At 47.3% G+C, this 13825-nt stretch carries 14 protein-coding genes; 9 read left to right on the plus strand and 5 right to left on the minus strand.

Annotation, left to right across the window (positions count from 1 at the left end; genetic code table 11):
- Positions 1-10: 10 nt before the first annotated feature.
- Positions 11-1114 (minus strand): PP2C family protein-serine/threonine phosphatase, encoded by a 1104-nt coding sequence (locus AYO36_RS09345; protein WP_035408959.1) that lies wholly within the window; start codon positions 1112-1114, stop codon positions 11-13.
- Positions 1115-1240: 126 nt separating this feature from the next.
- Here AYO36_RS09345 and ytzI point away from each other — a divergent pair, with 126 nt between their 5' ends.
- Both ytzI and AYO36_RS09350 read left to right on the plus strand, forming a co-directional pair.
- Positions 1241-1414 carry a YtzI protein gene (ytzI, locus tag AYO36_RS16770; RefSeq protein ID WP_023467656.1) on the plus strand — a complete coding sequence of 58 codons (174 nt, stop codon included), beginning with the start codon at positions 1241-1243 and terminating at the stop codon, positions 1412-1414.
- 134 nt (positions 1415-1548) lie between these two features.
- The gene (locus tag AYO36_RS09350) at positions 1549-2100 is read left to right on the plus strand and encodes a hypothetical protein (RefSeq protein WP_023467655.1); all 552 of its coding nucleotides are present in this window, start codon (positions 1549-1551) and stop codon (positions 2098-2100) included.
- A gap of 52 nt (positions 2101-2152) precedes the next feature.
- Here the strand turns inward: AYO36_RS09350 and AYO36_RS09355 are convergent, their stop codons facing one another.
- Together AYO36_RS09355 and AYO36_RS09360 are read right to left on the minus strand one after the other, a co-directional pair.
- Positions 2153-2737, minus strand: coding sequence for a YdcF family protein (locus AYO36_RS09355; RefSeq protein WP_082874218.1), 585 nt, complete (start codon positions 2735-2737; stop codon positions 2153-2155).
- A gap of 361 nt (positions 2738-3098) precedes the next feature.
- Positions 3099-3923: an endonuclease I family protein gene (locus AYO36_RS09360; protein ID WP_064300249.1), complete on the minus strand. Its 825-nt coding sequence runs from the start codon at positions 3921-3923 to the stop codon at positions 3099-3101.
- 337 nt (positions 3924-4260) lie between these two features.
- Here AYO36_RS09360 and amyS point away from each other — a divergent pair, with 337 nt between their 5' ends.
- Positions 4261-5802: an alpha-amylase gene (gene amyS, locus AYO36_RS09365; protein WP_064300250.1), complete on the plus strand. Its 1542-nt coding sequence runs from the start codon at positions 4261-4263 to the stop codon at positions 5800-5802.
- Between the two features lie 46 nt (positions 5803-5848).
- On the opposite strand, the gene AYO36_RS09370 is transcribed toward amyS, so the two are convergent.
- Positions 5849-6463: an NAD(P)-dependent oxidoreductase gene (locus tag AYO36_RS09370; protein WP_064300251.1), complete on the minus strand. Its 615-nt coding sequence runs from the start codon at positions 6461-6463 to the stop codon at positions 5849-5851.
- 182 nt (positions 6464-6645) lie between these two features.
- Between AYO36_RS09370 and AYO36_RS09375 the strand changes: the two genes are divergently transcribed.
- The 6 genes from AYO36_RS09375 to AYO36_RS09400 all read left to right on the plus strand — a co-directional run bounded on the left by AYO36_RS09375 (position 6646) and on the right by AYO36_RS09400 (position 12554).
- Positions 6646-7335, plus strand: coding sequence for a hypothetical protein (locus tag AYO36_RS09375; protein WP_064300252.1), 690 nt, complete (start codon positions 6646-6648; stop codon positions 7333-7335).
- Positions 7336-7352: 17 nt separating this feature from the next.
- Positions 7353-8276, plus strand: a complete 924-nt coding sequence (locus AYO36_RS09380; RefSeq protein WP_029341157.1) for an AAA family ATPase — start codon at positions 7353-7355, stop codon at positions 8274-8276.
- 6 nt (positions 8277-8282) lie between these two features.
- The gene (locus AYO36_RS09385; RefSeq protein WP_064300253.1) at positions 8283-9350 is read left to right on the plus strand and encodes a DUF58 domain-containing protein; all 1068 of its coding nucleotides are present in this window, start codon (positions 8283-8285) and stop codon (positions 9348-9350) included.
- A gap of 28 nt (positions 9351-9378) precedes the next feature.
- Complete coding sequence (locus AYO36_RS09390) at positions 9379-10239, plus strand: ABC transporter permease subunit (RefSeq protein ID WP_047390994.1); 861 nt, start codon at positions 9379-9381, stop codon at positions 10237-10239.
- Entirely contained in the window at positions 10239-11267 is a 1029-nt protein-coding gene (locus AYO36_RS09395) for an ABC transporter permease subunit (protein WP_058712917.1), read from the plus strand. The genes AYO36_RS09390 and AYO36_RS09395 overlap by 1 nt, the downstream gene beginning before the upstream one ends.
- A 114-nt stretch (positions 11268-11381) precedes the next feature.
- The gene (locus tag AYO36_RS09400; protein WP_064300254.1) at positions 11382-12554 is read left to right on the plus strand and encodes an MFS transporter; all 1173 of its coding nucleotides are present in this window, start codon (positions 11382-11384) and stop codon (positions 12552-12554) included.
- Positions 12555-12606: 52 nt separating this feature from the next.
- Here the strand turns inward: AYO36_RS09400 and AYO36_RS09405 are convergent, their stop codons facing one another.
- Positions 12607-13716 carry an MFS transporter gene (locus AYO36_RS09405; RefSeq protein WP_064300255.1) on the minus strand — a complete coding sequence of 370 codons (1110 nt, stop codon included), beginning with the start codon at positions 13714-13716 and terminating at the stop codon, positions 12607-12609.
- Between the last annotated feature and the right edge of the window lie 109 nt (positions 13717-13825).

Raw genomic sequence — 13825 nt, forward strand, 5'->3', positions numbered from 1 at the left:
CATTTACAGGTTAATTGATTTCGACCGTCACGAGACATAGGTCATCCGCTTCATCGCTCTGATCCGGTTGAATCAACTGATGGATGTTCGGTCCTTGTTGTTCGATCAGATTCTGGATGGCATGGATTCCTTCATCAATGCCTTTACTGTAGAGTTCCATGAAACCATCCGTGTACAGGTAAACACACCCTGGTGAGACGATGTCGATCGTCTTGCTCGAATACGTCGAGTCTTCGAACATACCGACAGGAAGTCCCGTATTCTCAAGCGGAATGATTTGATCATTCATGCGTAACAAACCAGGTGGGTGCCCTGCGTTCGCATAGCTGAGCTTCATCTCATCTAGGTCGATGTAGAGGTAAACGGCAGTGAAATAGATTTCTGTCTCGTCTCCCGGGAACAAACGACTCATCTGCTGATTCAATTCTTCAAGTACTTGTGCTGGATCACCAATCCGGTGCACGAGTTCGAACAAAATCGAACTCATTCCCATCGTGATCAGCGCAGAAGAGACACCGTGTCCCATGACGTCAAACAAGATGATGCCGTATTTATTCTGAGAGATGCGGTACCAGGCGTACATATCTCCCGCGAGCTTTTTAGAAGGGATATACGTCGCCATGATGCGGATCTCATCGTCTTCGATATTCGCACTGAGCACACTCTGTTGCAGTTTTTGCGCCAAATCAAAGTCTTCCTGTAATACTTTTTCATATCGTTTTCGCGCATCGATTGCTTGCTTCAGACCAATCGCGTTACGAACTCGCGCGAGCAATTCCGTTTTACGGATCGGTTTCGTCGTATAATCCGATGCTCCTGCATTCAGTCCATCAACGATATCTTCTTCGTTTGATCGCCCGGAAACGATCAGAATCGGTAATTCATCAAGACCAAACCGTTTTCGAATCAAACGTGTCGCCTCGATTCCGCTGATTCCCGGCATTTCGACGTCGAGAAGAACGACGTCCAACTGTTCGATGAATAACGGATCCTCCATCAATTCGATTGCTTCTTCCCCACTCATCGCCTTGACGACGTCATAGCCTTCATTTTCTAACAATCGCTCTAGGAGCATTAAATTCGTTAACTCATCATCTACGACCAAAATACTCATACGCCGTCACCTCGTTCCGTTTAACATGTTTATCTGACATCAGTTTAGCACACAACCTACAATTTCGTTTAGACGGAAGCTGCGTTTTCCGTCATACTAGAAAGTGAACGAAAGGAGGAGTGGACTATGTGGTTATATGTCGTCTCCATTCTCATCATCGTATTCGTCTTGGTCGCTTCGATCATCGTCATTTCGAAAGGATATGGCTACAAAGGCAACAAAGATGATATCGAAATCGATTATGATGAAATCAACCGAAAACTTCGTCACGAAAATGATGATGATTCATCCAACAAATGAACCTCTTAGACCATCATATCACGATGGTCTTTTTTATATTCATTTCAAATACATGTTATTTTTAAATGTTTTTTATTCACTCACAAGGGTATATCCATATCATGGTTAAATATTATCTCAAGGGAGTGTTCATCATGGAACCGAAGCTTCAACATGATCCACACGCAGCACACGCAGAACATCCGAATCGCCAGTTCGATCAGGAAGAATCATCAGGTCGTCAAATCAATCTCGTCACAGGGATGTTGCTCGGTGCCCTTGTCGGCGGTCTATTGACGCTACTTAGTTCTTCGTCTCGCCAAAATACGAAACAGAGTTTACGGGGAGCGAAAGATTCCGTCTCTACCCTCGCTTCTTCTATTAAGGAAGATCCGTCAGGTAAAGCATCACAAGTCATCAATCAAGTGAAGAGTGCTTCAAGCATCATTCAAGAAGTCGCATCTGACGTGCAAAATGTCTATGACAAAGTGAACACAGAGCTTGAAACGGTGAAATCAGATGCCTCGACGGTGAAAGAGACAGTAAATGAGACGAAAGGTGACTTGAATGCAATCAGCAATAAAGTCGTCGAAGCGAAGGATGTCGCACTCGGCAAAGAAGAACCACCTGCTGAACATGATGCTTCCGACAAACAAGCAAATGATTCTCAATCTTCTGAGGAAAAACATAAAGGTGAAGGCATCTAATCATTCAATGCACTTCTTCTTTCTCCCCGACATGTTCAGCATGTCGGGGTTTTTAGCGTAGGAATTGAACAACGATCGCAACGCGTTCGCGCATTCCAAATCGAAGGACTCCTGAAAGTGGCGTTTCAGCCGGAATCGCATCCGTCTGTAAACCAAGTTGTTTCGCCTCTTGTCGCGCACGGTACAGATGAAAGTCTGACGTGACGATCGAAACGCGACGAACGTCCTTTGGCAACAACGCTTTTGAAAATTGTAGATTTTCCGTCGTTGATGTCGAGTCGGCTTCAAGGATCAACCGCTCTTCAGCAATCCCAGATGCCAGCATCCCGCGACGCATCGCCTCTGCTTCTGAAATATCTTCATCTGGACCTTGTCCACCGCTCAAGATGAAGCGGACTTCTGAATGTTGTTTCCCATATGCCGCAGCTGCCTGAATCCGGTTATGTAGGATTTGCGACGGTTTTTCTCCTTTGACACCCGCACCGAGGACGATGACATACGGTGACGACCCATCAGCGAGTGGCCGTTCCCCTTTATTGACGAAAATACCGACACTGTACCAGAAGGCGACACAAGCGACTAGTCCCCCACCGACCATCCATTTGATGTTTCGTTTGTTAAACGTGCGTTTGATCATACCGTACGACCTCTCTACTAAAAAATGGCTTACGGTAGGCAATACGAATGGTTCTCCAAAAAAGTTTCAGCATAACAGGTTCGGACTCAATGAAAAAAGGCTGACTCAAAAAAGAATGACGCGTCTTTTCACGCCCTTTCCTCAGGCGAGACACAAGCCAGTTTTCCTGCTTTATTCAAGCAGGAAAGCGGGTCTTATTTGTCTCTGTCAGCGCAAAGATGCGCTTTTCCTTGTAGGAGTTGCGTGAAACGCGTCATTCTTTTTGTTACAAGATAAGGATGGCAGATCATCATTCTGCCACCCTTATCTTTGTAGAGGCTGACTGTTGAGTCAGCCCCTTTCCTAATTTACTGACTCGTCATCAATTTCCCCAAATTGATGTTACGTATTCCGGATGATCGATGAATGGATTCCGGTTCTTTTGCCACTTCTCAAAGATGACATCGTTGCGACGTTTCTCGAAGCTATCAACTGGGTCAAGCTTATTCCATGCTTTCAGCGTCGACAATTTGCCATGTAACGGGTTCGTACCATTATTGACGTTTTCTGAAGCTTCGAGATCGATTTCTCCGCCACCTTCATAACGAACCGCCATGTAGAAGATCATCCGCGCGATGTCACCTTTGACACGGTTCGGTGGTTCCCACGAATCGCTATCGCGATAGCAATCACATCCACTGTATTTCGTACCGCCATTATCGAAATCTAAATTCCCACGTGCGCTGTTGACGACGACATCTTCCGGACGCAAGTGATGCAAGTCTGTTCCAGGACCGTTCGTCGTACCAAAGTCACCGTGCGACTTTGCCCAGACATGTTCACGATTCCATTGACCGACATTCCCACCGTTGTTACTTTTCGCAATCGATTTCCCCGTGTATAACTCGATGACGTTATTCGCATTATTTGGATCTTGATCCGTTTCTTTCAGTGCTGTCCATACCGTGTCGTATGACACTTGTGTATGATTATCGATGATATCGTGCAGCGATGCCTTCAACGCTGCCCCTGTCTTCCCCGCTGCTGGTAAATAGTACGCATCGATCGTCGATTGTGATGTAACCATCTGCGGACCTGCTGAAACTTGTTTTGGATCAACTGTTTTTGCTGTGACCGGTGTAAAGACGATTGACCCGAGCGCAAGTGTTGCAGCAAGCGCACCTGTGACCTTTGACTTCCAGTTCATGTGTGTTCCCCCTTAAATGGTATGTATGAAAGCGGATGTTACACGCTCATTTTCACACCGAATCCATTCCTGGTGGAAGATGGACGATAGACCTGGTTTTTTGAGGATGATTCATCGTTCAGAATATTCATCGAAAGGCAACGGTTAGATGGTCCTGATTTTTTTCATTCATGACGTCAATCCCATCAAAATAGTTCTTCAGAATAAATATTCTAGGGTCAAAAGTCACGAACAAAAGAGACTTACAAATAAGAATCCGGGACGATATTCCTCCTGTCTGAAGCTTCCCTATAATAAATAATGCAAGCGCTTTCACAAATCATGAGGAGGTCTTTACGTGAAACAAAAAAGATGGATTTTAGCAACCGTCGCATCCGCTGCTTTTTTAGCGCCACTTGCGCAACCGATTGCAGTCGGCGCAACGGCAGACAACGGAACGATGATGCAGTATTTCGAATGGTATGTGCCAAATGACGGTAACCACTGGAACCGTCTCGGGAGTGACGCAACAAAGCTCGATCAGCTCGGGATCACATCGGTCTGGATTCCCCCTGCTTACAAAGGTACCTCGCAAAATGATGTCGGGTACGGCGCCTATGATTTGTACGATTTAGGTGAGTTCAACCAAAAAGGAACGGTCCGTACGAAATACGGCACAAAGGCGCAATTAAAAACGGCGATCGGACAATTGCATACCGCCGGAATCGATGTCTATGGCGATGTCGTCATGAACCATAAAGGTGGCGCCGATTTCACGGAAGCCGTCACGGCAGTCGAAGTCAATCCGGGTAACCGCAATCAGGAAGTCTCGGGCGATTATCAAATCCAGGCATGGACGGGCTTCAATTTTGCAGCACGAAATAACCTCTACTCGAACTTCAAATGGAAATGGTATCACTTCGACGGCACGGACTGGGATCAATCGCGTTCTAAGAGTGCCATCTACAAGTTCCGCGGTACCGGTAAAGCGTGGGATACGGATGTCTCAGGTGAAAATGGCAACTACGATTACTTGATGTATGCGGATCTCGACTTCGATCATCCAGAAGTCCAGCAAGAAATGAAGAACTGGGGTAAATGGTACGTCAACGAACTTGGTCTTGATGGGTTCCGTCTCGATGCCGTCAAGCATATCAAACACGGTTACTTAGCGGACTGGCTTGCGAACGTTCGTCAGACGACGGGCAAACCATTGTTTACAGTCGCAGAGTACTGGCAGAACGATCTCGGCACGTTGCAAAACTACTTAAGCCGGACGAATTATCAACAATCCGTCTTTGATGCGCCGCTTCATTATAAGTTCGAACAGGCAAGTAAAGGCGGCGGTTATTACGACATGCGGACGATCTTTGATGGTACTCTCGTCAAGAGCAATCCAGTCCAAGCCGTCACACTCGTAGAGAACCATGATTCGCAGCCTGGACAATCGCTTGAATCAACGGTTCAGTCATGGTTCAAACCGCTTGCTTACGCGATGATCCTGACACGTGAACAAGGGTATCCGTCGGTCTTCTATGGTGACTACTATGGTACAAAGGGTACGTCGAATCGCGAAATTCCAGCACTCGCTTCGAAGATTGATCCGTTACTCAAAGCACGGAAGGACTTCGCGTTCGGGAAACAAAATGATTACCTTGATAACCAAGACATCATCGGTTGGACACGTGAAGGTGTCTCAGACCGGGCAAAATCAGGTCTTGCGACAATCCTTTCGGATGGTCCTGGCGGTAGCAAGTGGATGTACGTCGGGCTTCAGAACAAAGGAGAAGTCTGGACAGACATCACTGGAAACAACACAGCATCGGTCACGATCAACCAAGATGGCTACGGTCAATTCTTCGTCAATGGTGGTTCGGTCTCCGTCTATCGTCAACAATAAGCAATCAAAAAGGTCTCTTCCGTATGACGGGAGAGACCTTTCTTCTTCATTCAGCGAGACCGACACTCGATTTGATATGATCTTCTGTCTCGATTGCTTGTAAGAGGAAATGCGCCACATCTGCGCGATTGATTTGTTTTGCATCTTCCGGAACACCTGTATCTGCTTGACGATAAAGCCCCGTCAACGGACCGTTCAGTAAACGGAGTGGTCGGACCACCGTATAGTTCAAATCCGCTTGTTGCAAAAGCGCGATCGCTTGGCGGTGATCCTTCAGTGGATTTTTCAGAATCCGCTGAGCGAGCATTCCTTGTACACCCGGTAATTCATCATCAACACCGGCAGACGCGACATAACCAATTCGGTCTACGCCCTGCTTTTTCATCGCTGTCACGATCCGGACGAGACTCCGTTCTAAAAAGCCGCTGTATGCAAGACTCTCTGTGCCAAGAGCCGTCAGGACAGCCTCTTGCCCGGCAACAGCAGCCGTCACCGCTTCTTGATCGAGCACGTCGCCTTTAACGACGTGTAACCGTTCGTCACGTAGTGTCAGTTTTTCCGGACTGCGGACAAATGCTGTGACCTCATGCCCGTGATCAATCGCTTGCTTGACCAGTTCTTGCCCCGTTTGACCCGTCGCTCCAAAAATAATCAATTTCATACAAAACACCCTTTCTCTTTCAAGATCCACTGATTCCATCATACCCTCACCACTTGAAAATGAATCGTCTCACCTTGTCTTTATTTTCAGAAAATTGTTTTTATTTGTTAAGCGTGTGTGCTAAAATCTTCCTAAGTACATATGGATATTTTTTCCTTAAAAAACAGGAAGGAGGATCGCTTGTGTTACGGCAACGCTTTATCATGTCGCTTGGTGTCATTTTGATTGGTCTGTTCTTGTTTCAAACTACCGCGACGTATATTTACACGCATTACATCATGCCGGATCCTTTTAAAAAGCCTTCGATTGCAGAAACTGAAGCGAACGGCGAAATTAGTTTTAAAAACGGTCACTCACCTACTAACACAAAAGGCAAGATGCCTTTTGAACCGATCGATCCACGACCTGGTCCAAAAGAGCTCTGGAAATCCCTTAAAGCGGATGCCTCTGACTCCCCCTTTTCTTATCTACAATATGTCATTTTAATCAGCTTATTTAGTTTCATGGTCTGGAAACTCGTTCAGTCGCGTCGCGTGAAAAAACGGCGCATTCCTACAGGAGACGTAACGGATGACGTTCCATTCGCTCAGTCGATCTTTCGTCCTGCTTCTTTAAGAAAATCGCCTTATCTGTATGCATCGTATTCGTCTTCACGTGTCCGTGATCTTGTCATCCGCTTTGAGCAACACTTACCGCGCAGTCAGCAACGTCGTCCGAACGAAACGCTTGAAGACTGGTTACGTCGGATTGAGGTCCCTGTCGATTTTCAGTTATATCGGAATATTCGATACGGAGATATGTCGGAAACAATCGTCACGAACGATGAGATTCTACGTTTCGAACAACAATTAGCACGCTACTCAACCATTTGAACTTGGAGGGATTTCCTATGAAACTACAACAATTAAAAGACCAACTCAATTCCATCTATCTCGGTAAACCGGACGTCATTGATCTTTGTCTGACGGCACTCATCGCAGAAGGACATATTCTATTAGAAGATGTACCGGGAACAGGGAAAACGATGCTCGCCAAAGCGCTCGCTCAGAGCTTTGAAAGTGCCTTCTCGCGTATCCAGTTTACGGCGGATTTGCTTCCGTCCGATGTCATCGGTTCGGACTTCTTCAACTTAAAGACACAGGAGTTCGAGAATAAACGCGGTCCATTGTTCGCGAACGTCGTCTTGATTGATGAGATCAACCGTGCTGTTCCGCGGACACAATCGGCATTGCTCGAAGCGATGGAAGAACGTCAAGTCTCGATCGGTGGAACGACCTATCAGATGCCAGCCCCATTTTTCGTCATCGCGACACAAAACCCGATTGAATCGGCAGGAACGTTCCCACTACCGGACGCCCAACTCGACCGGTTCATGGTCGCAATTGAAGTCGGTTATCCGGATTTCGAGAACGAACGGCGCTTATTGTCTGAGATTCTGACGAACGTCCGTCGGTCAGCTGTCGGCATCGCGTCAGGCGGTGACTTGATTTCCTGGCAGGAAGAGGCACGCCGCGTCCATGCATCACAAGACGTGCTCGATTATCTATTACACATCGTTCAAGCGACACGAAACCATGAACTCATTGAAGTCGGCGTCAGTCCGCGTGGAGCGATTGCATTACTTCGCGCCTCGCAAAGCTACGCGTTCTTGAATCAACGCGACTTCATCATCCCGGAAGATATCAAATATCTTGCAAAACACGTCCTGTCCCATCGCCTGACACTGACACTTGAAGGTGGAATCAAGACGACGAAAGCGGCTGTCTTGACGCATATTCTTGACGACGTGCCGGTTCCGGTCGAGATGGGGTGACGAATCATGCAGATTGAACGTTCCGTCCCGTTTTGGCTTGAACGTCGACTCTTTCCACTGTACGTCACGATGACGTTCATCTTTCTTTTCATTCCACGTCTTTCCGTCCTCGGTTTTCTGTTCGCAGCCTTAGCGACGATTCATTTCGTCGTTGGGCGAACAGAAAAGCAGCTCCGACGGGACGTGGCAATCGAATGGAAACATTATGAATCATTGATGTTCAACCAGGAACAGACATCACTCCATTTACAAGTCTTCGGCGTCGAATCCTTGAGTCAACTCGGACTCGAAGCGACACTTCGTTTGCACACTGATGGCGGAGTCATTTTCCCGGAGATGGACCCACTACATCCGGCGACGTTTCATGCAGTGATTGACTCTGAAGACGCAGTGACGATTCCGATTCAGACGGTTCGCCGCGGACCAGCCGAGTTCGATGAAATCATCTTGACGATTCGCCTGCCGTGGAAGATGGGTGTCTATCTCTTTACGTTCGATACGTATCCGTCGTTTACAGTCTTACCGTCCTTGACGGCGCAAGCGACGCCATTGCTTTTACAGCGTTTACGGATCGGCGATCGACCGGACCGCTACTCACCGCTCAAGAACAAACTCGTTCAACTTGGTGCAAAACCTTATACGGCGGAACCGTCAAAAGAGATCGATTGGTATGCGACGGCGAAGACCGGTCGCCTGCAGGCGAAAGTGTTCGAAACAAGCAATCAGGATACGTTTACGATTGCCTTGAATTTATCAGCCCCGAGCGGTTACGGTCTCCATCAACAATTTGAGACGTTCATTGAACAAGCCGCATTCCTGATCAGTGAATTAATCAAGGAAGGCTGTAAAATCGAACTATTCCTCAATCGACTCGACGGAGCGAACCGAATGACACATCTCTCATTACAAGAAGGACAACCACAATTAAAACATGTCCTGATGACGCTCTCGACGGTCTCGACGCGTGATTCGTTCATCGCAACGCAACAGTTCGAACGCTACGTACTGCGCCGGAAACATATGAACAGTCAGTTGATCCAAATTGGCAATGACCGAATCCTCGCCATCGGTTGAGGATCCAAAGAAAGGAGTTTTTCCCTTCATGTTTTTTATCGCCCGAAAATCAATTCAGCTCATCGTGGCTTTTTTTGTCTTGATTGCGATCAGCGCCCTTCCAGCACTCGTTGCGCAAATGAAATTCAACCCAGCAAGCTACTGGGAAGGTCTGAAACAGCAATTTGCTCAATTAACGAAACTTGATGAGATTACCTATTTCAACGTAACCGCTCAAAAGGAGTTCTTATTGCTTCCTACCATCAGTCCCTTTATTAAAGAGACGTTAATCATCTTTACGACAGCTATGCTGGTCTCCGCTGTGTGTGCGATTTTTTATGCTTATTTGTTTTATCGGAGTGGCCGCAAAACACGCATGATGCTGAAACAGACAACGCGGACGCTTGAGATGGTTCCGGATCTGTTCTGGATCATTCTTTCACAATTCCTTGTCCTTTATCTGTTTAAAACGACCGGGTATGACAAAATCGAAATTGCGGGATCCTATGCTGAGTACATTCGTTTTTTACCGATTCTTACCCTAACGTTGACAACACTATTCTTCTTCATCAAATGGTTGACGACGCAAGTACTCGAACAGGAAGCTGCTCCTTTTCTTGAACTCGCACGGGCTAAAGGCATTCGTCCTGCCGCTCTTTTCTGGAAACACTTGATTCCAACAATGATCTATCGGTTTTATCTGTTTTTCCGAGCGAACATCATTACGGTCTTATCGAGTCTCGTGATCATTGAATACACGTTCGAAGTGCAAGGTATGTTCCGGTTCGTCTTTTATAATGGACAAATGCCGATTTTGATGGTCATCTTGTTCTTAATCTATCTACCGATTTTCATCATTGATTTGTTGGCAGAATGGCTTATTCCTAACGCCTGGAAAGGGGGGATTTGATGCGTCGTACTTTGATGCGAGATCCTGTCTTCTGGCTATGTTTATTTTTACTCACTGGTTTACTGCTCCTTAGTTTTGGAAATACGATCTTTCGTGATGGTCAAGTCGATCAAATCTCGAACCGGTATGCTGAAGACGGTACGTTCCTTGCGACGTCACCACTAAAACCATCAAGTGATCAATGGCTCGGTACAGACCGCTCTGGCTATGACCTCTTTCAATTGATGATTGAAGGATTTAAATGGACAGCCGGTATTTGTATGATTGTTGCGCTCGGTCGAATGTTTCTTTCGCTAGTGATTGCGATTCCGCTAGCTTTTAGAAGTGCTCGCGTCAATCGATACTTAAAACTTATTCTTGATGGATTTTTAGTTTTACCGCTCTCTCTTGTCGCGTTGCTCCTTTTGCTTCCATCACTTACGTTCTTTGATTCGACTGCTATCCCACCGTTGTTCGACCGTGTATCGTTCGAGTTGATCGTCTTGATTTTGCTTGGTCTCCCCTCTTTATCGCTTTATCTGATTGCTGAGACCCGTCAGTTACTTAGTCAAGAGTTCATGATTGTCGCCCAGACGCTTGGTGGCAGTCCGTGGCATCGGTTCAGACGCCACATTTGGCCACATCTTGTTCCAACGTTGACAATCGTTTTTATGCAACAGTTCATCCAAACGTTGATGTTACTCGTTCACTTATCACTTTTCAAAATTTTCTTCGCTGGAACGGTTAATTTACATGTAGGAACTGCCCCAACGATTTTTGAGTGGTCCTCGATGTTCGGTTATTACTATAACCAGTTTTCAGCGACGTCTTGGCTCAATCATATGTTCCTTGTTCCACTGATTGGGCTAGCATTAGTCGTCTTTTTCAGCAATCTATTCATGAGTCGACTCGAACGGGCTTTCCGCTTCCGCCAGCAACTAAAACCAATCAAGCTATCGGCATCTCGTGCTCAAGACGAAGCCGCTGCGACGTCGATGGTCGATCCCTTTACACTCGTTGCCCGGAACTCCCGTCACGATTCTGATTGACAATCCATTTTTTTCCTCTTACACTAGAAAAAAACATGAAATGAGGGCGTCCAATGTAAGTCATTCTGAATTCTCACTCCTAACTAAATACGTACGATATGGAGGTCATTCAGAATGAACCGGTTTACGCTTTTATTGGTCAGTCAATGGATTGCGAATGCGGGAGATGCGCTCTATATCGTCTCCCTGATCGCGATGATCTATCAAACGACAGGGCAAGCGAGTCTCGCTGCCCTGTTTCCCGTTCTCGTCACAGCAGGCATGACAGGAAGCGGCTTCTTATTCGCCCAAGTCGCTCAACGTGTTCCCCATGCCTCCTTGTTGTTCGGCAGTCAACTCCTCAAGACGATTCTCTTAGGCATCATCTGGGGACTTGATTTACCACTGCCACTTATCCTCGCACTCGTTGGATGTATCGCTTTCTTCGACGGATTTGCTCGTCCGATCGAAAGTGCCTTCATCCCTCGACTGTGTCAGGATGTCCAAAAGGCTAACAGTCTCGTACAAGGTTCGAATCAAGTGATTCAGCTCATCATGTGGCCGCTCGGCGCCATTCTGGTCAGCTGGTTATCGCCGCTTTCCGTCTTGTCCGTCTCGGCCGGTCTGTTTTTAGGTGCGAGTCTCATCAGCTATCTGTTCTATCGAAGCGTCCGCTCTCTACCCGACCCTTCGATGGAAGGGGAAGACGTCTCCTTCCGGTCGAGTATTCGCTACACGCGAGCGCATCCATTCGCGAAAGCCAACACGTATCTCGTCGGAATCGATGCGTTCATCAGTACGGCTTGGATTTCTGCTCTGTTCCTCGTCTATATCGATACACATTTCCAGCTATCGGAACGCTGGTGGGGCATTCTAAATGCCTTCTATCTGCTGAGCATGATCGCCGGTAGTTACATGATGTTACGTCGTCGTGGAACGCGTTCGTTGCTTTATTGTAGTATCGCCTTTTCGATTGTTGCGACCTTCTTGTTTGCTTTCGCTCCAATCGTCACACTTGCCGTGATCGCTTGTTTGATCCAAGGGTTCGCAAGTCAGGTCCGGGCGATCGAGATTAATACGTTGTTGCAGACGACGACACCACTCGAACGGTTACCGTATGTCTATAGCGTGCAACAAACCGTGTATGCACTCTGCTTCTGTCTCGGTAGTCTGCTGTTCGGATGGCTTGCCGATGTGTTTGCGATCGAGCTTGTCTATGCGCTCGCAGGAGCCCTCTCCTTGTTGATGTGGCAACCGGCTCGCCAGCTATTGGCACATTCCTCTCAGGAGCAACGACACGTGTCGTAATAAATGACAGTCAAAAGGACAAAGGTCAATGCACCTTTGTCCTTTTTTTGATTCAGTTCTGACGCATTCGCGTCACACTATACAACAGAAGCAGCATAAGTGAGACGAGACCGAGCGCGGCATAGGTCATCTGAAGCGAGAAGACACGTTCGACGAAGACGAACAGCGTACCGGTTCCAAGCACAGCTAACCGTTCAATGACTGAGATCAGCGACGTAAACGTTGCACGTCCATTTGGCGGCGCAACTTCTTGGATGACAGTGGTCACATAAGGCTCAGCCCAGCCATAGCACAAGTACAGCATACCGAGTAAACCGATACTGACGAGCGGAGAGGCAACCGACAATCCGGCAAGACACACGATATAGATCATCGCCCATCCGACGGGCGATCGGAACCGAGATAAGGAAGCACCAATCGCCTGCATGATTTGGAATAACACGAAGACGAATCCGAAATGGACCATCGGTATCGTTTGATCCCGTAGATAGAGTTGCCAAAACTCATCGACGAAATCAATCGTCGCCCCGTATAACAAGACAAGACAAAGAATTCGGACGTAAACGCGTCGAAACGAAATACCGTTTAGCAATGTCTTCAACGAACTCGTCTCTCCGTCCTGTTCTCGCGCTGCTTCCTTTAAGAAAAACGTCAGCAGTACTGTTCCGAGCAATACCCACCAGGACACGTGATAGTGCCAAATCAAGTCTACCGATCGCACGGCGTAACTTCCGACAAGTGCCGCGAGTCCTGATGTCAATAAACCACCGATTGAAATCAGTCGCCAGACCGTCTCGAATCGCTCTTCTATCCTTTGCATTCGCAATGTTTCATAGACGTGGGCTTCAAGCGCTCCACTAAGTGCTGCGCCACCGATGCCGGCAAGGACCATCGCCAAGAGGAAGGCAGGTAATGAGTAGGCTTCAAGCAACACCGTAAAGGATAACCACTCACATACGAAACCAGCCAGAATGAACGGCTTTCTGCCCCACCGGTCGGATAACAAACCGAACGGGACCTCACCAATCAACATGACCCAAGCAAAGACGATTTCTGCGATGACGACTTCGGCAATGCTCATTCCCCGGTCTTCCCAGTAAAAGCGCTCAATCACATAAGCTGGAATGAACGAACTACTAGCTTCGATCAGGATCCAAAGCATGAGTGATCGTCGGACTTAACAAGGCCATCTGCTTCGCCGCATCTCCTCACTTCCTTTCTGTTTGATAGTAGTTAATTCCCGTTTTGCAGATGAAACCAACAAAAAACGT

The sequence above is a fragment of the Exiguobacterium sp. KKBO11 genome, assembly GCF_001644945.1.
Taxonomy (GTDB): Bacteria; Bacillota; Bacilli; order Exiguobacteriales; family Exiguobacteriaceae; genus Exiguobacterium_A; species Exiguobacterium_A abrahamii.